Raw genomic sequence first — 23,528 nt, 5'->3', positions numbered from 1 at the left:
ATCGTTCCTTTTTCGATCATTTCGAGCGCATCCATCCATGAGCAATCCCATCACTACCGCCATCTCCGGCCTCGTGCACACGCCGCGCAGGACATTGATGGAGGCGTGCCTGGCAGCGGCTGAAAGCAGCCCTGCCGTCTTCACTCGGCTATACCCCGAAACAGCCCTCGCAACCGCGACCTGGGCCGATGCCATCCGCGCAAAATCAATCGACCTTTCGCCCCTGGCCGGGCTGCCCGTATCAATCAAGGACTTGTTTGATGTTGCAGGAGAAACGACGCTGGCTGGATCCGTGGTGCGCAAGGACGCGCCGCCGGCAACGGCCGATGCGCCGGCGGTGAAACGCTTGCGCCAGGCCGGTGCGGCGATCATCGGCAAAACCAACATGACGGAATTCGCCTTTTCGGGCGTCGGCCTGAATCCGCATTACGGCACGCCGGCCAATCCGGCTGACAGACAAGTTGCGCGGATTCCCGGCGGCTCGTCGTCCGGCGCGGCAGTCTCGGTGGCAAGCGGCATGTGCGTGGCCGGCCTCGGCTCGGACACGGGCGGCTCGATCCGGATTCCGGCGGCGCTTTGCGGACTGGTCGGATTCAAGCCGACGGCCCGTCGTGTACCGACAGCCGGCGCACTGCCCTTGTCATCCACGCTGGACACGGTGTGTGCAATGACGCGCTCTGTGGACGACTGTATTCTCATCGATAGCATCATTGCAGATGCTCCTCTATCGATTCCGAATCTGCCGCTGTCGGCGCTGCGCCTCGCCGTGCCCCAAACCGTTGTGCTGGACGCGCTCGAGCCGCACGTCGCAGCATCCTTTTCGGCGACCCTGTCTCGGCTTTCCAATGCAGGCGCGAGCATCGTCAACGCGCCGCTGTCATTGCTGGCGGAAGCCGCGGACATGAACAGGTTTTCCGGCGTGGAGGCTTTCGCATGGCATCGCGAAATCCTTGCAACGCGCGAAGCGGAATACGATTTCCGGGTCGCCAAACGCATCAAGCTCGGGGCGACGATGAGCGCCGCCGACTATATCGACTTGCACGCGAAACGGCGCAACTGGATCGCCCGCATGGACCAATCGCTCGCCCCCTTCGATGCCATCATCATGCCGACCGTGCCGATGGTCGCGCCACCGATTGCGGAGCTCGAGGAATCGGAGGATGCCTTCTTCAAAACCAATGGTCTGCTCTTGCGCAATCCTTCCATCATCAACCTGCTTGATGGCTGCGCCATTTCCCTGCCATGCCATGCGGCGGGTACATTGCCGGTGGGTCTGATGATCGCGGGACCGGCCATGACGGACAGCAGAGTTCTTGCCGCTGCCCGCGCGATTGAGGCTGCGCTGAAATCCGCATAGCAAGAACGCCGGTGCTTGTCAAAACTAACTCGTAGGGATGCATCGGCGAGCTGCCACCAGTCGCAAGATGGAGTTGGCAAGAAACAAAAAGCTGTCGCAAGCTTTTGCATTTAGCGCCTTCTTTCAAACCTGAAACATCGCCGATCGACTATGATTTCGGCATCGTATCGGCAATGGCGCGCATCATGTTCAGAAGGTAATGATGCCGCTGTCCGGCAAGTCGGGCTTCAGTATTACAGGTTAATCAAGTGACAAAACAGATTGCGGTAGTGGGTGGTGGCGTCGTTGGCGTTTGCACTGCATTTTTTCTCGCCGAGGCAGGACATGATGTCGTGGTCGTTGAGCGCCACCACAATGTCGCGGAGGAAAGCAGTTTTGCCAATGCCGGTATCGTTTCTTCCGGCTACGCGACACCATGGCTTGTCCCCAGCCTGCCGAAGAAACTTCTATCCTGCATTTCCCAAACCGCCGCCCCGGTTCTGATCAAACCCGGCATGGACCGCGCGTTGCGCCGCTGGGTCAAACGGTGGATGAGCGAGAACGAGCTGGAACGCTACCGCATCAACAGCACGCGCATGCAACGCGTCGCCTACTACAGCCGGGAGATTCTGCAACAGTTGCGAGAGCACTTCCAGCTCGATTACGAACACACGCGGGGCGTGCTGCATTTGCTGCGCAGCGAGCGGGATATCAAGGCTGCAGAACCCGCGCGCGAATTGCTTAACGACAATGAAGTGCCGCACCAGATGCTGGATGCGGATGCCGCGCGGGAGATTGAACCCGCGCTTGGATATCGTGCCGAATTGGCGGGCGCGCTCTACATGCCGAATGACGAGGCGGGCAACTGCCCTCTGTTCGCCAAGCAAATGCGGCAAATCGTCCAATCGATGGGCGTCCAATTCCAATTCACAAGCACCGTCCGCGCGATTGAACCGGATGGCGGTCGCGTTTCCCTGCGCATCGATGACCGCACCTTTTCCGCGGATGCGGTCGTGCTGGCGGCGGGGAGCGATAGCGCGCAGCTGCTGAAGCCTCTCGGCATCGAGGTCCCGCTCTATCCGGTCAGAGGTTACTCGGCGACCGCGTCGATCAAGAATTTTGACGAAGCGCCGCGCGCAGCGCTCCAGGACGAAACCTACAAAGTGGCAATCACCCGCATGGGCGGACGCGTCCGCGTGGCAGGCATCGCGGAACTCGGGACCCGCACGTCCGAACTGCACAAGAGCGCCTTGCGCACCCTCATCAAGGTAGGCAGCGACTGGTTCCCCAATGCCGCGAACTACAACACGTCGACCTTCTGGTGCGGTGCGCGACCGATGTTGCCGGATGGGCCGCCACTGCTCGGTGCGACGCCCGTCAGAAACGTCTATGTCAACATCGGTCACGGCTCGAACGGCTGGGCGATGGCGGCGGGTTCAGGAAAAATCGTTGCCGACATCGTTTCGGGTTTCACGCCCGAAGTCGATATGGATGGCCTGACGTTGTCACGCTATGGATAAGGTCGATTGCATTGTCATCGGGGCCGGCGTCGTGGGTCTCGCCGTTGCACGGGTACTCGCACGCGCCGGACGCGAAGTGGTCGTGGTCGAGTCGCATCCGGCAATCGGCATGGAAACCAGTTCACGCAACAGCGAAGTCATTCACGCCGGCATCTACTATCCGACCGGCAGCTTGAAAGCCAGACTCTGCGTCGCGGGCCGCGACGCGCTCTATGCGTATTGCGAGGAGCGCGGCATTCCCTACCGCCGCTGCGGCAAACTGGTCGTGGCCACCTCGGACGAGCAGCGCAGCAAGCTCGCCGCGATTCATGCGCAGGCACATGCGAACGGCTGCTCCGAAGTCGTCGCACTGAGCGCCGAAGAAGCATGCATCATGGAACCGGCATTGTCGTGCGTGGCCGCCCTCTTCTCGCCGAATACCGGCATCATCGACAGCCATGCGTACATGCTTGCGCTCCAAGGCGACGCAGAAAATGCCGGCGCGCTTTTTGCGCTCGACAGCCGCGTCATTGCGGGTAGCGCGAATGCCGACGGGGTCGAATTGACGGTGCGCTCCGGCGATGGTGCTGAGATCGCGCTGCGCGCACAAACAGTCGTCAATTGCGCCGGATTGCAGGCACCGCAGCTTGCTGCGCAGATTGCCGGACTGGAGCGCGACTCCATTCCTGTCCCCTATTTCGCCAAGGGCAATTACTATTCGCTTGCCGCCCCTGCGCCGTTCTCGCACCTGATCTATCCCGTCCCCGAGGCGGGCGGCCTGGGCGTCCATCTGACCCTCGACCTTGGCGGGCAGGCGCGATTCGGGCCGGACGTGGAATGGCTTGAGAATGGCCATATCGATTACACCGTTGATCCACGCCGAGCCGACAGGTTTTATCGCGAAATCCGCGCCTACTGGCCGGACTTGCCGGACGCGGCGCTCCAGCCCGCCTATGCCGGCGTGCGGCCGAAGATTGCTCCGTCGGACGCAGCCGCAGCGGATTTTTTGTTCGCGTCGCATGGCAATTTGCATTACCTCGGTCTGTATGGAATCGAATCGCCCGGACTGACTGCCGCGCTGGCGATTGCCGACCACGTTGTTGCTCTGCTCGAGTCAAACTCGTCCGCAGCATGAGTCCTGAGACATCGAACCAAAGCGCCTTCCCGCAGGTTGAAGTGACTTGGCATAAAATCACAGGGTTCCATGTTCGCTGCCGGCCTCGCCAGAGCCGTTAGACAATTCCACCCGATGCCCTCTCCGACTGCGCTATTTTCCGCCAGTGAAATCCGCGACATTGAACGCGCAGCGCAGACCACCTTGCCTGCCGGTACATTGATGCAGCGCGCCGGCGAAGCGGCAGCCGAGTTGGCGCTGGAACTGATTCAATCCGCCGGCGATACTGCGAACGTTCTCATCCTCGCCGGCCCGGGCAACAACGGCGGCGATGCTCTGGAAGCAGCCTACCGCCTGGCGCAAGGCAGCCTCGAAGTCACCATCGTGTTATGCGCCGATCCCGCCCGGCAACCGCTCAATGCCCGGCAAGCGTTGCTGCGAGCGCAAAGCTCCGCTGCATGCTTTGTCGACACCGATCTCCGGGACGATCTCTTCGCTGAGAAATGGGATCTAGTCATTGACGGCTTGTTCGGCATCGGCTTGACACGTGCGATCGACAGTACGGTTCGACCGCTGGTGCAAGCGGTCAACGTGCTTGCGTGCCCGGTGCTGTCGCTTGACGTGCCCAGCGGTCTTGATGCGGATACGGGCAATATCGTTGGTGAAAACGGTATTGCGATACGGGCCAGTCACACGATCACCTTCATCGGCAACAAGCCGGGCCTGCATACCGCGCACGGCAAGGATTACGCCGGAGCGGTGCGGGTAGCGTCGCTGGATATCGATGAGGCATGCTTCATCCCCTTTCACGCCGAACTGAACGATGTGCGGCTGTTTTCCAGCCATCTGCGCCTGCGCATGCACAATTCGCACAAAGGCAGCTACGGCGATGTCACGGTGATTGGCGGTGCACGCGGCATGGGCGGCGCAGCGATCCTTGCGGCACGCGCAGCGGCAAAATCCGGGGCCGGTCGGGTGTACGCAGCATTCATCGACGATGCGCCGACCCACGACAGCCTCCAGCCCGAGCTGATGTGCAGAAATGCCGTGGACCATGACTTTGCATCAGGTACCTTCGTCGCAGGCCCCGGTCTGGGCATATCGAGCACTGCCCGCAACATCCTTGAACGAGCATTGAATGCACAAGTCCCGCTCGTGCTCGATGCCGATGCTCTCAATCTGATTGCCGCAGACACCAAGCTGCAAACGCTGGCAGCACGACACGCGAGCCCGCTGATACTGACACCGCACCCGCTGGAAGCCGCGCGCCTGCTCGGCGTGAGCAGTGCAACGATTCAAGACGACCGACTGGCTGCCGCAAGACAGCTGGCGCGGCTTTTCAATGCCACTATCGTATTGAAAGGCTCGGGCACCGTCATCGCGACACCTGGCGACAACGCCGTAATCAACACAACAGGCAACCCTGCACTGGCAACGGCAGGTACCGGCGACGTACTGGCCGGCATGTGCGGCGCACTCCTGGCGCAGGGCTGGCCGGAGCGTGAAGCGGCTGTCGGCGCGGCATGGCTGCATGGTCATGCCGCGGACGTGCTGGTTGAACAAGGAATCGGGCCGACAGGATTGACCGCCAGCGAATTGATTCCCGCAATACGAGCATCCCTGAACCAACTCATCAATAAAAATGCACAACACGGCCGCACGCTCTAATCTCTGGCTAGGCATCGCCTACCTCGTTCTTGGACAATGGACTCTTTCCCTGCTCGATACTGCGGGGAAACTGCTTGCCGCAGCCGGTTATCACGTGGTGATGATCGCGTGGATGCGCTACACCATCAACACGGCATTCATGGCGATCACGCTCGCACCACTTTACCGGCGGCGTACCGGCAAGAGCATCCTGCAGACATCGCAACTGCGGCTCCAGATCGTCCGTGCACTCTTGCTGCTGCTGTCGACGCTCGTTTTCTTTTCCGTGCTCAAGATCGTGCCGCTATCCGAAGGAACAGCGATGAATTTTTGTGCACCGCTATTGGTGCTCGCGATCTCGCCCTGGCTGCTCGGGGAAAAAAGCTATCCGTCCCGCTGGGTTGCGGTGGCCGTAGGATTTGTCGGCATGCTGATCGTGGTAAGACCCGGTGGGAGTATCGTGCCGGAAGGCGTGGCTCTCGGCTTCACGTCGGCGGCAACATTCGCGATCATCGTCATCCTCACGCGAAAAACCAACCGCACCGACGATCCGATGGTCACATTGTTTTACGGCGGCTTGATCGGCATGATTGCCAGCAGCCTCATCGTGCCCTTTTACTGGTCTTCGCATATGCCGAGCAGCAAGGAATGGTTGATTCTCGCGTCCACTGGCATCACCAGCACCGTCGGCCATTACTTCGTCAACAGCGCATACAAACATGCCGAGGCATCACTGCTGACACCATTCTCGTACTTGCAAATCATATCCGCCACCACAATGGGCTGGCTGGTGTTCAACCAGCTACCGGACAAGTTGACGGCACTTGGCATTGCGATCATCTGCGCCAGCGGCATAGGCATCGCCTATGTCGAGCACCGCAGGATGCATCCGCTGCCCGCCGTCGGGCCGGCACATGGTGCGTTAAAAGGGGACTGAAAGCATCTGACAACATGATACCGAGGGCTTTTTGCCGCCTTGCGGGCTGTGCTGTCTGCAAGGCGCATCTTCCCGGAATCGATTCGCCTCTCCCTGTGCGGCAGGCTAAATCAAACGCCCCGCCGCGATCGTGATCGTCCTCTGGCATCGAGCAGCAATCGATGGATCATGGGTAACGAGAACCAGAGTGGAGCCGCGCTCCCGGTTCAACTCGAACATCAGCTGAATCACCGAATCGCCGGTTGCCGCATCCAGACTTCCGGTCGGCTCGTCCGCCAGCAACAGCGGCGGTTCTGTCACAAATGCGCGTGCCAGCGCAACACGCTGCTGCTCACCGCCCGACAGATATTTCGGATAGTGTTTCAGGCGACTGGACAATCCGACACGCCCCAGCATTTTTTCGGCCTTTTCCCGCGCATTTTCTTCCCGGCGCAATTCCAGAGGCAGCATGACATTTTCCAGCGCATTCAAATGCGCAAGCAGTTGGAACGACTGGAAAACGAAACCAAGTTTGCCTTGGCGCAAACCCGCTCGTCCATCCTCATTCAGCGCAAAGATATCAACGCCTCCCAGCTTGACCGTCCCATCCGAAGGCGTATCCAATCCTGCAAGCAGGCCGAGCAAGGTTGACTTGCCCGATCCGGATGCTCCCACGATCGCCAGCGTCTCCCCACGCTGCACGGTAAAATCGACGTTTTGCAAGATGGTGAGCTCGCCGGTCGCATCTGCGACGCGCTTGCTCAATCGAATGGCCTCAATGGCAGCGGAAGGATCTGGCATGCAGAATGATGGCAAGAAATTGGGAAGGATGAACTTCGGACTGAAGACGCTGATGACACTGGCGTTCTTCCTGATAACGACGTGCGCCTATTCTGCATCAAAAACCGTGCTTGTGCTGGGCGACAGCCTCTCTGCGGAATACGGTCTCGCACGCGGTGCCGGTTGGGTATCGCTGCTGGAGAAACGTCTGCACGCCGAAAAAATCGATGCCAGCCTGGTCAACGCAAGCATCAGCGGCGAAACCACCAGTGGCGGCAAGACACGCCTGCAAGCATTGCTGGACCAGCACCGGCCCGCTGTCGTGATCATCGAATTGGGCGGCAACGATGCCTTGCGCGGCCTTTCGCTGACAGCCACCGAAACCAATCTTCGCGCGATGGTCACGGCGTCGCAAATGGCCAAGGCAAAAGTCCTCCTGGTCGGCATGCAAATTCCGCCGAACTATGGCCGCGATTATGCAGACAAATTTGCCGCAATTTACGCCAAGGTGGCTCAGGACAACAAGACAGCGCTGGTGCCGTTTCTGCTAGACGGCGTTGCTGACCAGGAGCGACTGTTCCAGGCCGATCGAATTCACCCAACCTCTGCTGCACAGCCGATCATGCTGGACAACGTCTGGCCACGTCTGAAGGCACTATTGGCAAAATAACAGACATCCACGACAGCCATCGTGTCCATTCAAATACATACATGACCAGGCTGTATTGAACAGGTCTTCACCATGACGGACAGAGACTCATTGAACTCGCCATATGCACGGATGCGGATGCGGCCACCGATATAAGCAGCAAACGAGTCCCCAAAGGAATGCCGCAAAAAATGCTGACAGGTTCAACTGGTGCATCACTGGCTTGATTACCCGCCATGGCGCAAGTCCCGACTCTTTCGGCAATGCTTTCCATAATAAAAAGGCCGCTCATTCGAGCGGCCTTTTACACTGGATTGCAAGTTACCTGTCCCTTTACTTGCTCTCTGTGCCCTCTGCTTTGACGGCACCCGAATTCAGCATTTTCACTTTTGCCTTTTTCTTCAATGCCTCAATGTAAGCAAGCATCTCTTGTTGGGCCAACGCATTTGCGATCTGCTGCTGTTCAGCCTGTCGCCTTGCTGTATCAACAGTCGCCGGTTGTCCGACCTTGTTGATGCGGTACACAGCATATCCTTGTCCCGGTAACTCAACACCGACAAACGCCGGCAACCTGGTGATGTCGGCCTTCATTAGCGCAGACAATGCCAAACCGTTGATTCCCTGATTCTTGGTGCGAGAGATCGTTTTGACGTCTGCAAAACCAGCCACAGCCGCAGGCTTCGCCTTGAGCTCCGCAGCCTTTGCTTCCCCTGCCTTGCTTGCAAGTTTCTCAGCCTCGGCTTGAATGACGCGTTCACGCACAACTGCCTTGACCTCGTCAAAAGGTCGCTTTGTCACAGGCTGGTATTCCACCACGCGCCCGGCAATCAAGGTGCTGGGAGCGACTTCGACAGCCTCGGTATTGCGCTTGTTCTTGATCGTATCGTCCGAGAACAAGGCCTGCAGGAACTTCGGATTGTTAGACGGCGCATTTGGTGCCACGCTCGGATTCGGTACACGCGTGACATTCGAGATCGTTTCGATCTTGAGTTTGAGCTTGTCAGCCACCGGTTTCAGACTGTCCGATTGCTCATACACGGTATTCGTAAACACCTCGGCCAATTCCGAATGTTTCTTTGCAATTTGCTGCTTCTTGATCTCGGCGACAATTTCCGCTTTTACATCATCCAGGCTCCGCGCAGTTGCAGGCTTGATGTCGGTAAGCTGAATGATGTGGTAGCCAAAATCGGATTGCACAACCTCGCTGATTTCCCCCTTTTTCAGCTTGTAGGCAGCATCTTCAAACGGCTTGACCATCATTTCCTTGCCGAAGAAATCCAGATCGCCACCACGCTCTGCCGAGCCAGGATCCATTGAGTTTTCCTTCGCCAGCTTCGCGAAATCAGCGGGCGTCTTGCGCAAATGCGCCAGCAATTGATCCGCCTTGGCCTTCGCGGCGGTCTTGTCAGCCTCCGACGCATCCTTTTTAACAGTAATCAGGATGTGACTCGCGCGCCGTTGCTCGTCGATCGTATAGCGCTTCGCATTTTGCTCGTAATACGATTTGACGTCATCGTCGCTCACCGACACCTGCGTCGCAAGCGCTGCATTGTCGAGCACCACATACTCGACCTTGGCTTGCTCCGGAATCTCGAATTGTCTGCCATTCTTGTCGTAATACTCTTTCAGCATCTCATCAGTCACTTTGACCTGCGATGCAAAATCCGACGCCTTGAACAGCAACTCCTGGACCTCGCGCTCCTGATCGTTGAGATCGGACAATCGCGCGGAAATGGACTTCGGTGCAAAAGCGCTCGACTGAACCGCGGCGTTGACTTGCTGCAAGGCGAGGTCTTGCCGCAAACGCTCCTGGTACATCACCGGCGTCATCCCTTGCATTGCCAGCAGAGCCTTGTAACGCTCGACATCGAACTTGCCATCAGCATCAGTAAGTCCGGGGATGGCAAGGATGGTCTGTTGAAGAGCCTGATCGGAAATCGTCAGATGATTGCGCGCTGCTTCTGCCGCCATGACACGCTTTGCAATCAGGTTTTCAAGAATATTCTGCTTTGCTTCCGGGGTATCGAACATCTTCGCGTCAAACTGCGGACCGAACATCTGACGGAAGCGCTCCATTTGCTCGCGTTGCGCGGCATCCCACTCTTGCTGCGTGATGCTTTGCCCCGCGACTTTTGCCACGACATCGCCGCTGTCGCTGAACCGTGAATAACCCTCCAATCCGAAAAATGCGAACGAAGGAACGATGAAGAGCAACAGCACGATGTGCATCAAGCGTCGATGCGTACGGATAAATTCAAACATGATCAGCCAATCACAGAACAGACCGCGAAAATTTCTTCGCATATGAAAAAAGGCGAACATAAGTTCGCCTTTTCTTGTTTTGGCGGAGTGGACGGGACTCGAACCCGCGACCCCCGGCGTGACAGGCCGGTATTCTAACCGACTGAACTACCACTCCTGAAACTGCTTGCTACTGCATGATGGTGGACTGCCTGGTGGGTGCTGAGAGGCTCGAACTCCCGACCTACGCCTTGTAAGGGCGCCGCTCTACCAACTGAGCTAAGCACCCGGATCCACACTTAGTCAGCCAACATCCGACGTTTGTCACCACGTCGTTAAAAACATTATTCTACATCATCTTTAGCAGTGACGCACTAATTTACTGCACACTTCAGTCTCTTGCTGGCGCGGAATTTCGATGTCTTGACCGCCTTGATTCAGATTGCATCGCTTGTTCCCGGATCACATCCGTTCACGCAGGCTGAAAAAACTGCGAGATGCCTTTATCAAGTCGCACAGCCTTGCGGCACGCTGGTTACCGACATTCGGAATGTGCATTCATTGTCATCTTTTAATAAAACCAAACCATATTCCATTGAGCATGACCGCTTCGGGTAAAAAACAGGAAGCGAGCCGAAGATCGCCTCCTGTTTGCGCCAGGATAACTCAATGCTTGATGACGCTTGAGTCCGTTTGACCCGCAGGCTGCGTGACAGCGGTATCAACCGCGGCTTGCTCATCGGTCAATGGCACAGGCTGCCGCTCAAGAGCGACCTCCAACACCTTTTCAATCCAGCGTACCGGCACGATTTCAAGCTTGTTCTTCACGTTATCCGGAATGTCTGCCAAGTCCTTCACGTTTTGCTCAGGAATCAGTACCGTCTTGATATCGCCGCGATGTGCAGCAAGCAGTTTTTCCTTCAATCCACCGATCGGCAACACCTCGCCGCGCAACGTGATTTCACCGGTCATCGCAACATCGGCACGCACTGGAATACCAGTCAGCACCGAGACAAGCGCCGTCGTCATCGCAATGCCTGCGGATGGACCATCTTTCGGCGTAGCACCTTCGGGAACGTGAATGTGGATATCGCTCTTGCTGAACAGTTCGCTTTTGATACCGAGTCGCTTTGCACGGCTGCGCACGACCGTACGCGCTGCCTCGATCGATTCCTTCATCACATCACCCAGTGTTCCGGTTCGAATGATGTCGCCCTTTCCCGGCATTGTCATCGCCTCGATGGTGAGCAAATCGCCACCGACTTCCGTCCACGCAAGACCAACGACCTGACCGATCTGATTTGCCTTTTCTGCCACACCGAAGTCGAAACGCTGGACACCAAGGAACTTGTCAAGGTTCTTTGAAGTGACTGTGATCTTGCGCTCCTGCTTCTTCAACAGCAGCATCTTCACGACCTTGCGGCAAATCTTGGAAATCTCACGCTCGAGAGACCGCACACCGGCTTCACGTGTGTAATAGCGGATGATGTCGCGAATAGCGGATTCCGAAACGTTGATTTCGTCTTCCTTCAAGCCATTGTTGGTTATCTGCTTGGGCAGGAGGTAACGCAGCGAGATATTGGTCTTTTCATCTTCCGTATATCCAGACAGGCGAATGACTTCCATCCGATCCAGCAATGCGGGGGGAATGTTGAGCGAATTCGATGTCGCCACGAACATCACATCGGACAAGTCGAAATCGACTTCGACGTAATGATCGGAGAAGGTGTGATTCTGTTCCGGATCGAGAACTTCGAGGAGTGCCGAAGCAGGATCGCCGCGAAAATCCATGCCTAACTTGTCGACCTCATCGAGCAAGAACAGAGGATTGCGCACGCCGACCTTCGACAGACTCTGCAGAATCTTGCCTGGCATGGAGCCGATATAGGTACGGCGATGGCCGCGAATTTCCGCCTCGTCGCGCACACCGCCCAACGCCATGCGAACAAACTTGCGGTTGGTCGCACGGGCGATCGATTGGCCCAGCGAGGTCTTGCCAACCCCGGGAGGTCCGACCAAGCAGAGAATCGGCGCTTTCACCTTGTCCACACGCTGTTGGACTGCGAGATATTCAAGGATTCGTTCCTTGACCTTTTCCAGTCCATAGTGGTCGCCCTCAAGTACCTTTTCCGCATTGGCAAGGTCGTTATTTACCTTCGATTTTTTCTTCCACGGCAAAGCGACCAAGGTATCGATATAGTTGCGCACAACCGTTGCCTCGGCCGACATCGGCGACATCAACTTCAGTTTCTTCAACTCCGACTGAGCCTTGTCGCGTGCCTCCTTGGGCATCTTTGCGGCGACGATCTTCTTTTCCAGCTCTTCAAGATCGGCACCTTCTTCGCCCTCACCGAGTTCTTTCTGAATCGCCTTTACCTGCTCATTCAGGTAATACTCACGCTGCGACTTTTCCATCTGCCGCTTCACTCGGCCGCGGATGCGTTTTTCAACCTGAAGAATATCGAGCTCGCCTTCTAGCTGGCCGAGCAAATGTTCATGCCGCTTGGCGACGTTGAATATCTCAAGGATGACTTGCTTCTGTTCCAGCTTGAGCGGAAGGTGGGCCGCGATCGTATCGGCGAGCCTGCCGGCATCATCAATCCCCGCCAACGATGTCAGTATCTCCGGCGGAATCTTCTTGTTGAGTTTCACGTATTGGTCGAACTGCTGAACAATTGCGCGACGCATCGCTTCAACTTCGGACTCGTCGCCCGGCTCCGACTCGACTGGCGTCAAGTCCGCGACAAAATGCGAATCCAGCTCAATGATCTTGTGGATGCGCGCACGCTGCGCACCTTCGACCAGCACCTTTACCGTGCCGTCGGGCAGTTTCAACATTTGCAGAATATTGGCAACGCATCCAATTTCATAGATATCGTCAGCCGACGGCTCATCCTTCGCAGCCGCTTTCTGAGCTGCGAGCATAATGCTCTTGCCCTGCTCCATTGCTGCTTCGAGCGCCTTGATTGACTTGGGACGGCCAACAAATAGCGGTATCACCATATGCGGGAAGACAACAACGTCCCGCAACGGCAACAATGGCAGTTGGGTATGTTCAGTAAATGTTGTAGAAGTCGTCATGGCGAACCTTATCTAAGAGCTTGTTAATGATGTAGGCACGAGCAGCCGAAACTCAAGTCCAAGCGGCAACAAAAATTGCTCCCATAAAAGGTGGTTGACATTGCAATAAAAAAGCCACACACGAAGTCGCCCTCGGGGTGGCTTTGCGATGGAATCCGAAAGTGATTCTTGTAAGTCAAATTGTACTGCTTTCAGGCAATAAATGGATTTGCCACAAATAAATTCGATACTTATTTTGCGCCTGAGACCTTTGGTTGCTCATGGTAAATCAAGAGCGGCTTTCCACCATTGGTGATGGTGCTCTCATCAATGACCACTTTCGCAACATTTTGTTGGTTCGGCAATTCGAACATGACATCCAGCAACGCATGTTCAAGAATGGAACGCAAGCCGCGCGCTCCGGTTTTACGTTCAAGCGCCTTTCTGGCAATTGCGTGCAATGCAGCCGGACGCACCTCCAGTTCAGCACCTTCCATCTGCAGCAGTTTCGCATACTGCTTGATCAGTGCATTCTTGGGCTCAAGCAAAATTTGGATTAACGCCTCTTCGTTTAGTTCACTCAAAGTCGCTACCACTGGCAAGCGTCCAACCAGTTCGGGGATCAATCCAAACTTGATCAGATCCTCAGGCTCTGCATCCAGCAAGACCTCGCTTGCATTTCGCTCCTGCTGACTCTTTACGGTTGCGCCAAAGCCGATACCGCTTTTCTCCGAGCGATTCGAAATGATCTTGGCAAGGCCATCAAACGCGCCGCCGCAAATAAACATGATGTTAGTCGTGTCAATTTGCACAAAATCCTGATTTGGATGCTTGCGGCCACCTTGAGGCGGCACTGAAGCCATCGTACCTTCAATCAACTTCAACAAAGCTTGCTGAACGCCTTCACCGGATACATCGCGCGTTATCGAAGGGTTATCAGATTTGCGCGAAATCTTGTCGATCTCATCGATGTAGACAATGCCCTTCTGCGCTTTCTCGACTTCATAATTGCAATTCTGCAGCAGCTTCTGGATGATGTTCTCCACGTCCTCACCCACGTAGCCGGCTTCCGTCAATGTCGTTGCATCTGCAATGACAAATGGCACGTTGAGCATGCGTGCCAGCGTTTGTGCAAGCAAGGTCTTGCCGGAGCCAGTCGGACCAACCAGCAGGATATTGCTTTTCGCCAGCTCGACATCGTCTTTCTTGCCAAGGTGTTTCAGGCGCTTGTAATGATTGTAAACAGCCACCGACAGAATGCGCTTCGCGGTTTCCTGCCCGATTACATATTGTCCAAGCAACTCAAAAATTTCCTGAGGCGTCGGCAAATCGGATTTCGGTCCGGCGACCGACTCGATGCTCGATGCCTCGTCACGGATGATGTCATTACACAAGTCGATACATTCATCGCAGATGAACACGGACGGGCCTGCAATGAGTTTTTTCACCTCGTGTTGGCTCTTGCCGCAGAAGGAGCAGTAAAGCAATTTTTCGCCGCTGGAGGATTTTTTGTCAGACATAGAGCAATCTATATGTAGGGAGTGATTCGATATTACCTGCGAATTCCGGATTCGTCACGACTCAGCTCAAGAAAACAGGGCAACCCATTAACACGATTCCGTCGCAGTAAAGAAAAACGCCCGAACCAGCCAGCGTCCGGGCGTTTTTCGCGTGGACGACTTCCTCAAGCGCGCGTGGTCAGCACCTTGTCAATCATGCCATATTCAGCTGCTTCGCTGGCAGACATGAAATTATCTCTGTCAGTGTCCTTGCTGATTTGTTCCACCGTACGACCGGTTTTCTCAGCGAGGATGTGATTCAGCCGATCTCGCAGATACAGAATTTCCCGTGCCTGGATTTCGATATCGGCAGCTTGACCTTGCGCTCCACCCAAGGGCTGGTGAATCATGATTCGAGAATTCGGCAACGAGAAGCGCTTGCCTTTTGCACCTGCTGCCAACAGAAAGGCCCCCATCGAAGCGGCCAAACCCGTGCAAAGAGTTGACACATCCGGCTTGATGAATTGCATGGTGTCGTAAATTGCCATCCCAGCAGAAACCGAGCCTCCCGGCGAATTGATATACAAGGAAATATCCTTGTCCGGGTTTTCGCTTTCCAAGAACAGCAACTGAGCCACAATCAAGTTGGCCGCATGGTCATTCACCGGACCGACCAGAAAGACTATGCGCTCCTTCAGCAAACGCGAATAAATATCGTACGCGCGCTCGCCCCGACCGCTCTGCTCAATCACCATCGGCACCATGCCGATCATTTCGGTGTCCAATGCGGAGTTTCGTATCATTCCTGACATGTGCTTTCCTTTTGCAGAGCGCACAAACAATTTACGCTTGTGCTGTGTTGCCCATCAACTCATCGAAAGCGACTGATTTCTCATTCACTTTCGCCTTGCCCAACACGTAGTTAACGACATTCTCTTCCAAAACAAGGGCTTCGACTTCACCCAAGCGACGGCGGTCACTGTAATAGTATTTGAGAACCTGCTGCGGATCTTCATAGCTTTGCGCAAATTCCTCCACTTGCGCCTTTACTTGCTCGGGCGTCGCTTCCAACTTGTTTGCCTTCACAACTTCAGCCAAGATCAATCCCAATCGTACACGACGCTCAGCTTGCGTCGAGAACAACTCCGGCGGGAATGGCATGTCCTTCACATTCATGCCGCGTTGCGCCATGTCTTGGCGAGCCATCTCGACCAAGCGCTGGATATCTTGCTCCACCAGGGATTTCGGAACGTCCAATTCAGAGACCTTGATCAGAGCGTCCATCACGCTATCTTTCGTCTTTGCTTTGACGCGGTTCTTTACCTCGCGTTCGAGGTTGAGCTTGATGTCTTCGCGCATTTTTGCGAGATCACCGTCCGGAATTCCAAGCGACTTCGCAAAGTCGGCATCGACCTCGGGCATGTGTGCCCATTCCACCTTTTTCATCGTGATGGTGAATTCGGCAGTCTTGCCCGCGACATCCTTGCCATGATAGTCAGCCGGGAACGGCAGCGGGAACGTTTTTGATTCGCCAACCTTGAGTCCGATGGCGGCCGATTCGAATTCCGGCAACATCCGCCCTTCTCCGAGCACGAACGGATAATCTTCCGCCTTCCCGCCCTGGAATTCGACGCCGTCGATCTTGCCAACAAAATCCACTGTCACGCGATCACCGTTTTGCGCAGTTTGGTCTGGGCCGCCATCGCCATGTGCACCGTGTTCGCCCTTGACGTGATAATGCACGCGTTGCTTGCGCAAAATATCGATGGTCTTGTCGATCTCGGACTCAGCCACAGCCGACGTTGTCTTCTCCACTTCTGCTGCTGACAACTCGCCGACCTTGACCTCTGGATACACTTCGAAGGTCGCATCGAACGCGACGGAGCCTTCGGCAACGCCTTCACCGGTTTTCGGTTCGATCTTGGGGAAGCCGGCAACACGCAGATTGTTTTCGGTTGCAGCATCATTGAACGCACGGCCAACTTTGTCGTTCAGCACTTCGGTTTCGACTTGGTAACCGTATTGCTGCGCAACCATTTTCATCGGGACCTTGCCCGGACGGAAGCCAGGCGCTTTCGCGGTACGCGCACGAATTTTCAGGCGCTTTTCAACCTCTGCCTGCACGTCGGCCAGCGGCAAGGTGATTGTGATACGGCGTTCGAGTTTATCCAAAGTTTCGACTGCAGTTGCCATGTGAATCGTCCAAAAAATTAAATATTTCGTGGTGCGAGGAGGGGGACTCGAACCCCCACACCATTGCTGGCGTCAGGACCTAAACCTGGTGCGTCTACCAATTTCGCCATCCTCGCGGGATGGTTTTAAACAATTTGCGAATAAAAAGAAAAGCGACCATCAAACAGAAACTGGCCGCCCCTTTGCCTGCCTATTCACTTCAACCGGGCATTTTACCTGAAGCACACGGGGATGTCTGCGTTTTGCGCGGCAGCGAAATCATTTGCACACTGAAATACAGTATTTTCCATTCGGCATGACATGCCACGCCCTGTCATCGCCACGCGCGCCAAGGATCGATTGCGTACATTGAATCGCGCAGCATGCCGGCGTCCGGATGCTGCGCGACTCCTCGGAATCGCATCCTCGGGTTTACGGAATGGTGGCAGTTTTCGGCACCGGCTTCTTCACGCGGAACCAGGCTGCGTACAGTGCAGGCAGGAACAGCAAGGTTAACGCGGTGGCGATGATCAGACCGCCCATGATGGCAACCGCCATCGGTCCCCAGAACACTGAGCGCGACAGAGGAATCATCGCCAGCACTGCGGCTGCCGCAGTCAGGATGATCGGCCTGAAGCGGCGTACGGCTGATTCCACCACCGCGTTCCATGGCGGGACGCCTTCTGCAATGTCGTGCTCGATCTGGTCAATGAGAATCACCGAATTGCGGATGATCATGCCGAACAGTGCAATCACTCCGAGCTGCGCCACGAAGCCGAACGGCCTTTGCAGCAACAGCAAGGCAAGTGCCGCGCCGGCGACCCCCAGTGGTCCGGTCAGGAATACCAGTACGGAGCGCGAGAAACTGTGCAATTGCAGCATCAGCAGCGTGAAGATGATGAAGATCACGAGCGGCACATTGGCGGCAATCGATTCCTGCGCCTTGCCGCTATCCGCTGCGGCACCTGCCAGTTCGATCTTGTAACCGGCGGGCAGCTGGGCGCGCAGTCTGTTGAGATCCGGATCGATCTGGCTCGATACGGTCGGCCCCTGAATGCCATCGATCACATCCGACTGCACCGTGATCGCCCATTCGCGCCCTTCACGCCACACAACTCCCGGCTCCCAGACGAATACGGGACGCGCCACTTGCGCCAACGGAACCGATTTGCCGCTCGCGGTCGGGATATTCGCTTCACTCAACGCAGTGATGGTGGCGCGCTCCTCGACCGGCTGCCTGAGGACGATGTCGATCAGCTTGTTTTCATCACGATACTGACCAATGGTGGTCCCGGTCAGAACCGTATTGGCGGCACGCATCACGGTCTGCGAACTGATGCCTAGCGCGCGCAATTTGTCCTGATCAAGTTCAAGACGCAGGACCTTGACCGACTCGTTCCAGTTGTCGTTGACGCCGATCGCATTGGGATTGGCGCGCATGATTTCTTTCACCTGATCGGCAATGGCGCGCACCTTGCCGACTTCCGTGCCGGTGACGCGGAACTGCACCGGATAAGGCACGGGCGGCCCGTTCGGCAAGAGCTTGACGCGTCCTCGCACTTCAGGGAAATCGGTCTTGAAGACATCGACAATCTTGAGGCGCAATGCCTCGCGTGCCTCCAAGTCCTTCGGCAGGACCACGATTTGCGACACGTTGGTCTGCGGGAATATCTGGTCAAGCGGCAGATAGAATCGCGGGCTGCCGGTACCGACGTAGCTGGTCACGCTTTCCACGCCATCTTGCTTGCGAATGAAGGCTTCGAACTTCTTCGCCTGCGCTTCGGTCGCGGCGAAAGCCGTACCTTCCGGCATCCACAGTTCCACCATCAATTCCGGCCTGCTGGAATCAGGGAAGAACTGCTGCTCGATGAATTTGAAACCGAACACGCCCAAGCCGAAGATCGCCAGCGTGGCCACGATGGTGGTCTTGCGCCATTCGACGCACCAGTTCACCAGTGCGCGGAAACGCGTATAGAACGGGGTGTCAAACAGCTCATGATGACCGTCCGCATTGGCGGCGGGCTTGACTTTCAACAGCACGTAGCCGATGTAGGGCGTGAACAAGACGGCCGCGAACCACGAGATCAGCAGTGCCAGGGCGTTGACCGAAAACATCGAGAAGGTATATTCGCCCGCCGCCGACTTCGCCAATCCGATCGGCAGGAAGCCCGCCGCCGTGATCAACGTACCCGTCAGCATCGGCATCGCCGTCGAGGTGTAGGCGAAGGTGGCCGCATCGAAGCGGGAAAGCCCCTCCTCCATCTTCCGCACCATCATCTCGACCGCGATGATCGCGTCGTCCACGAGAAGCCCAAGCGCGATGATCAGCGCACCGAGCGAGATCTTGTGCAAGTCGATGTTGAAGATGCGCATGAACAGGAATGTAACCGCCAGCACCAGCGGGATCGTCAATGCCACCACGAGTCCGGGCCGCACGTCGAGGCGGAATGGTTTGGTGTGCAGACCGAGTGCGATGAAGCTCACTGCCAGCACGATCAGTACTGCCTCGGTCAGCACCTTCAGGAACTCGTTGACGGACGATGTCACGGCCTGCGGCTGATCCGAGACCTGCTCCAGCTCGACGCCGACCGGCAGACTGCGCTTGAGATCGGTCACGGTCTTTTGCAGATCATGTCCCAGAGCGATGATGTCGCCACCCTTTTCCATCGAGATGCCGAGACCGATGACTTCCTTGCCGTTGAAGCGCATCTTGTCCTGCGGCGGGTCCTTGTATTCGCGCTTGATGGTGGCAAAATCGCCCAGGCGGAACGTGGTCCCGCTGGCACGCAGCTCCAGCTCTTCCAGATCCTTGACTGTTTTCATTGCGCCTGTCACGCGCACCTGCAGATTGTCGGTGGCGGTCACGAGGACGCCCGTCGCTTCCACGATGTTTTGTGCGTTGATCTGCGCGATGATCGTCTCGATCGGAATGCCGAGTTGCGCGAACTTCTTGTGCGAAAACTCGATGTTGATCTTTTCGTCCTGCACGCCGAGCAGTTCGACCTTCGCGACCGATGGCACGCGCAGGAACTGCTGGCGGATGAAGTCGGCGTAATCCTTGACCTCGGCATAGCTGAAGCCGTCACCGGAAAGCGCGAAAATCGAACCGTAGGTGTCGCCGAACTCATCGTTGAAAAACGGCCCGACAACCCCGGCAGGCAGCGTGCCGCGGATGTCGCCGATCTTCTTGCGGACCTGATACCACGCGCCCGCGGTTTCCTTCGGCGGCGTGGATTCACGCAATTGCAGAATGATGAGCGTCTCGCCTGGCTTCGAATAGCTGCGGATCTTGTCGATATAAGGGGTTTCCTGCAGCTTTTTTTCCAGCTTGTCCGTTACCTGGTCCGCCATTTGCAGTGCGGTCGCGCCCGGCCACATCGCCCGCACCACCATCGCGCGAAACGTAAACGGCGGATCCTCATCCTGACCCAGACGCCCATAACTCAAAATGCCGCCGAGCAACAGTACGACAATCAGGTAACGCGTGAGCGGGATATGTTCCAGCGCCCAGCGCGACAGGTTGAAGCCGCCCTTCATTTACCGGCTCCTGTTCCTGCGCCATTGGTCTTGACGCCATTTCCGGCGTCTTCTTTTCCCGCCAGTTTGTTGTCTGGTTTGGCGATGGCGTCGTCGCCGAGGATCGTCACTTTCTGACCAGGCTTGAGCAGGTTGACGCCGCCGGTCACAACGGTCTGGCCCGGCGAAACACCGCCGGCGAGCAGGATGTCATTGCCTGACGAGCCTGCAACCTGTACCGGCACGAGTCTGACTGCGCCGTTTTCAACAATCCATACGGCTGTGTTCGCCTTGTCCTGGAACAGTGCAGTAAGCGGCACCTTGATGCTGGCGTTCGGCGTCCTCGTCGCGAAACTGACATAGGCCGTCATGCCGAGCTTGACGTCGTTCGATGCGTCCGGAATCGACACCTTTGCGGTGTAGGTCCGGGTCACGGGGTCCGCGACAGGCGACACTTCGCGGAGCTTGCCCACCAGGATCGCGTCCGGTCTGGCCCATGTCCGGACGCGAACATCCGTGACGCGGCGCAATGCATCGACCTTGTCTTCCGGCAGGCCGATGACGATTTCCTTTTCGCCCGCCTGGGCCACGCGCACCACCGGAGTTCCGGCCGCGACCACCTGCCCGGCTTCGGCATCGACGGAGGTGACAACACCATCCACGTCGGACAGCAGCGTGGAGTAGCCAGCCTGGTTGGACTGATTGCGGTACCCGGCAAGCGCCTGGTCGTAGCTTGCCTGCGCCGCTTGATACGAAGTCTCCTTGGCTTCAAGTACCGCCTGACTGACGAAATTCTTTTCGCGCAGATCCTGATAGCGTTTTAACTCCGCCTTGGCCAGATCGCGGTTGCTTTCTGCCGCTTTCAATCCGGCATTGGCCTGTGCCTGCGCTAGTCGCAAATCCTGCGGATCGAGCTGCATCAACGGCTGGCCGCGCTTGACCACGGCACCGACATCGACCTTGCGCTCCACGATCTTTCCTCCAACACGGAACCCGAGCCGCGATTCGATGCGGGCACGCACCTCGCCGGAGAATTCGGCCGCGATGTTCGCGTTTTCGGCGCTCAACTGGATGGCGCGTACAGGCCGGATGTCTTCGGTTTTCGCGATCTCTTTGGAGCAGCCGCCCAGCACAATCATGGCGGCGATAGCCAGTAGCGCAGTGCGATTGACAACACGTCCTTCCTGCACAGGCTGATGGGGATTGATCAGAGCATCCACGAATTTTCCTTTACTATTCGACCTGAAAAATTTCTGCCGAAGCAACGACTTGATGACAGCGCTGCTATCTGTTTCGGCACCCAAGACAAGTTACTGACTGACTGGTTAGTAATTATAAGCAGGGCTGTCCAGTTTTCATATGACTTTTTAGTCATTTACCTAACAATGCCGGTTGATCACTACGAAAACTTCCCTGTCGCGTCGATTCTGCTACCGTCGCGCCTGCGTCCTGCGGTCGAAGCAATCTATGCCTTTGCCCGCAGCGCGGACGATCTGGCGGACGAGGGCGATGCCCGCCCGGAGGCCCGCATCGCGGCACTCAATGCTTATGAAGATGCCCTCGCCGGCATTGCGCGGCATCAAGCGTCGCAATCAGCTCTTTTCAGCCGGCTCGCACAAGTCATCGATAACTACCGGCTGCCTCTCCAGCCGTTTCACGATTTACTGTCGGCCTTCAAACAGGATGTGACAACGACAAGGTATGCGACATTCCTGGACCTGCAGGACTATTGCTGCCGCTCGGCAAATCCGGTCGGCATTCTGATGCTGCATTTATATGATGCGGCGGACGAGGGAAATTTGCGTGACTCCGATGCGATCTGCTCGGCCTTGCAGCTGATTAATTTCTTGCAGGACGTGGCCATCGACTGGAAAAAGGACCGCATATATATACCGCAGGAAGACCTCGCGCATTTCGGCGTCACCGAACACCAGATCGCCGCGGCGCACCTCAATGCCGAATGGCGGGCATTGATGCGCTTCGAAATCGAGCGCGCGCGCGCAATGATGCTGTCCGGCTCGCCGCTGGCCTTGCGCCTGCCCGGACGCATCGGCTGGGAGCTGCGCCTGGTGGTTCAAGGCGGGCTGCGTATCCTGGAGCGGATCGAGGCGACGGACGGTGATGTATTTCACCGGCGCCCCCAACTTGGTCCGCGCGACTGGCTGCTGATCGCCTGGCGCGCGCTCCGAATGAAAATCAGTTTGTCGCGCATGCGGCAAGTCGGCTAGCATAGCGGCTTCCTCTCAGTTTCCTCCCCATTTTTCATGTCGCCAGACGATTATTGCCAGCAAAAAGCCGTCGAGAGCGGCTCCAGTTTCTACTACAGCTTCCTGTTTCTTCCGCCCGAGCGCCGTCGCGCGATCACTGCGCTCTATGCATTTTGCCGCGAAGTCGATGACACCGTGGACGAATGCACCGACGTATCGGTCGCCCGTACCAAGCTCGCCTGGTGGCGCAAGGAAATCGCAGCCATGCTCGCCGGCGCGCCATCCCACCCGGTGACACAGGCATTGCAGCCGCACATGACCACCTATTCACTCGACAGCAAGCATCTGCTCGCCATCGTCGATGGCATGGAGATGGATCTGGATCAAACGCGTTATCTTGACTACGCGGGCTTGAAACGCTACTGCTGGCATGTGGCGAGTGTGGTCGGCATCTTGTCGGCCGCAATTTTCGGCGCGACACGTCCGGAAACCCTGCAATACGCCGAAAAGCTGGGTCTGGCCTTCCAGCTGACCAACATCATCCGCGACGTCGGAGACGATGCCCGCAAGGGACGAATCTACCTTCCCGTGAGCGAACTGCAGCAATTCGATGTCACTGCGGCCGACATTCTGAATGCGCGCCACACCGAGAACTTCGAAAAGCTGATGCGTTTCCAGGCCGAACGCGCGCAGGCAGCGTACGACGAGGCCTTTGCGCTGCTGCCCTCCGAAGACCGGCGTGCGCAACGGCCGGGGCTGATCATGGCGGCGATTTATCGCGCACTCCTGGATGAGATTCAACGCGATGGCTTCCATGTGCTCAATCAACGCATTTCCCTGACGCCCATCCGCAAGTTGTGGCTGGCGTGGAAAACCTATGTGCGGGGTTGAG

Annotated in this window: 15 protein-coding genes, 3 tRNA genes and 1 pseudogene; 8 read left to right on the top strand and 11 right to left on the bottom strand. The window is 56.8% G+C overall.

Translation table 11 applies throughout. From position 1 onward, the window contains the following. The first annotated feature begins 37 nt into the window (after positions 1-37). The 5 genes and pseudogenes from D3870_RS08475 to D3870_RS08455 all read left to right on the top strand — a co-directional run bounded on the left by D3870_RS08475 (position 38) and on the right by D3870_RS08455 (position 6,533). Positions 38-1,357 carry an amidase gene (locus D3870_RS08475; RefSeq protein ID WP_119738255.1) on the top strand — a complete coding sequence of 440 codons (1,320 nt, stop codon included), beginning with the start codon at positions 38-40 and terminating at the stop codon, positions 1,355-1,357. A gap of 239 nt (positions 1,358-1,596) precedes the next feature. Then, positions 1,597-2,856, top strand: a pseudogene (locus D3870_RS08470) (D-amino acid dehydrogenase); the annotation flags it as partial. Then, positions 2,849-3,970: an NAD(P)/FAD-dependent oxidoreductase gene (locus tag D3870_RS08465; RefSeq protein ID WP_119738251.1), complete on the top strand. Its 1,122-nt coding sequence runs from the start codon at positions 2,849-2,851 to the stop codon at positions 3,968-3,970. The pseudogene D3870_RS08470 and the gene D3870_RS08465, both read left to right, overlap by 8 nt. 114 nt (positions 3,971-4,084) lie before the next feature. Then, complete coding sequence (locus D3870_RS08460) at positions 4,085-5,617, top strand: NAD(P)H-hydrate dehydratase (protein WP_119738249.1); 1,533 nt, start codon at positions 4,085-4,087, stop codon at positions 5,615-5,617. Continuing rightward, a complete protein-coding gene (locus D3870_RS08455; RefSeq protein ID WP_119738247.1) occupies positions 5,592-6,533 on the top strand; it encodes a DMT family transporter in 942 nt (313 codons plus the stop codon). The genes D3870_RS08460 and D3870_RS08455 overlap by 26 nt, the downstream gene beginning before the upstream one ends. A gap of 105 nt (positions 6,534-6,638) precedes the next feature. On the opposite strand, the gene D3870_RS08450 is transcribed toward D3870_RS08455, so the two are convergent. Continuing rightward, the gene (locus tag D3870_RS08450; protein ID WP_119738245.1) at positions 6,639-7,313 is read right to left on the bottom strand and encodes an ABC transporter ATP-binding protein; all 675 of its coding nucleotides are present in this window, start codon (positions 7,311-7,313) and stop codon (positions 6,639-6,641) included. A 28-nt stretch (positions 7,314-7,341) separates the two neighbouring features. Here D3870_RS08450 and D3870_RS08445 point away from each other — a divergent pair, with 28 nt between their 5' ends. After that, positions 7,342-7,962 (top strand): arylesterase, encoded by a 621-nt coding sequence (locus tag D3870_RS08445; RefSeq protein WP_119741857.1) that lies wholly within the window; start codon positions 7,342-7,344, stop codon positions 7,960-7,962. A gap of 312 nt (positions 7,963-8,274) precedes the next feature. Here the strand turns inward: D3870_RS08445 and D3870_RS08440 are convergent, their stop codons facing one another. The 10 genes from D3870_RS08440 to D3870_RS08395 form a co-directional block, all read right to left on the bottom strand. Then, positions 8,275-10,203, bottom strand: a complete 1,929-nt coding sequence (locus tag D3870_RS08440; protein WP_119738243.1) for a SurA N-terminal domain-containing protein — start codon at positions 10,201-10,203, stop codon at positions 8,275-8,277. A gap of 80 nt (positions 10,204-10,283) precedes the next feature. Beyond that, positions 10,284-10,360: transfer RNA gene (locus D3870_RS08435), tRNA-Asp, on the bottom strand. 35 nt (positions 10,361-10,395) lie between these two features. Then, positions 10,396-10,471: transfer RNA gene (locus D3870_RS08430), tRNA-Val, on the bottom strand. Positions 10,472-10,848: 377 nt separating this feature from the next. Further along, complete coding sequence (gene lon, locus D3870_RS08425; protein WP_242490053.1) at positions 10,849-13,185, bottom strand: endopeptidase La; 2,337 nt, start codon at positions 13,183-13,185, stop codon at positions 10,849-10,851. A 308-nt stretch (positions 13,186-13,493) separates the two neighbouring features. Further along, the gene (gene clpX / locus D3870_RS08420) at positions 13,494-14,762 is read right to left on the bottom strand and encodes an ATP-dependent Clp protease ATP-binding subunit ClpX (protein WP_119738239.1); all 1,269 of its coding nucleotides are present in this window, start codon (positions 14,760-14,762) and stop codon (positions 13,494-13,496) included. Between the two features lie 164 nt (positions 14,763-14,926). Continuing rightward, positions 14,927-15,553, bottom strand: coding sequence for an ATP-dependent Clp endopeptidase proteolytic subunit ClpP (gene clpP, locus D3870_RS08415; RefSeq protein ID WP_119738238.1), 627 nt, complete (start codon positions 15,551-15,553; stop codon positions 14,927-14,929). Between the two features lie 31 nt (positions 15,554-15,584). Further along, complete coding sequence (tig, locus tag D3870_RS08410; RefSeq protein WP_119738236.1) at positions 15,585-16,934, bottom strand: trigger factor; 1,350 nt, start codon at positions 16,932-16,934, stop codon at positions 15,585-15,587. A gap of 29 nt (positions 16,935-16,963) precedes the next feature. After that, positions 16,964-17,050 (bottom strand) — tRNA-Leu (locus tag D3870_RS08405). A gap of 295 nt (positions 17,051-17,345) precedes the next feature. After that, a complete protein-coding gene (locus D3870_RS08400; RefSeq protein WP_119738234.1) occupies positions 17,346-20,450 on the bottom strand; it encodes an efflux RND transporter permease subunit in 3,105 nt (1,034 codons plus the stop codon). After that, complete coding sequence (locus D3870_RS08395) at positions 20,447-21,649, bottom strand: efflux RND transporter periplasmic adaptor subunit (RefSeq protein WP_422879644.1); 1,203 nt, start codon at positions 21,647-21,649, stop codon at positions 20,447-20,449. The genes D3870_RS08400 and D3870_RS08395 overlap by 4 nt, the downstream gene beginning before the upstream one ends. 165 nt (positions 21,650-21,814) lie before the next feature. On the opposite strand from D3870_RS08395, the gene hpnC reads away from it, so the two are divergent. Then, on the top strand, positions 21,815-22,657 hold the full coding sequence (gene hpnC / locus D3870_RS08390; protein WP_119738230.1) for a squalene synthase HpnC: 843 nt from the start codon (positions 21,815-21,817) through the stop codon (positions 22,655-22,657). A 36-nt stretch (positions 22,658-22,693) separates the two neighbouring features. After that, the gene (gene hpnD / locus D3870_RS08385; protein WP_119738228.1) at positions 22,694-23,527 is read left to right on the top strand and encodes a presqualene diphosphate synthase HpnD; all 834 of its coding nucleotides are present in this window, start codon (positions 22,694-22,696) and stop codon (positions 23,525-23,527) included. Position 23,528: the final 1 nt, after the last annotated feature.

Origin of the sequence: Noviherbaspirillum cavernae, assembly GCF_003590875.1 — a bacterium.
GTDB classification, from domain to species: Bacteria; Pseudomonadota; Gammaproteobacteria; order Burkholderiales; family Burkholderiaceae_D; genus Noviherbaspirillum; species Noviherbaspirillum cavernae.
This window is presented reverse-complemented; position numbering and strand designations above follow the sequence as displayed.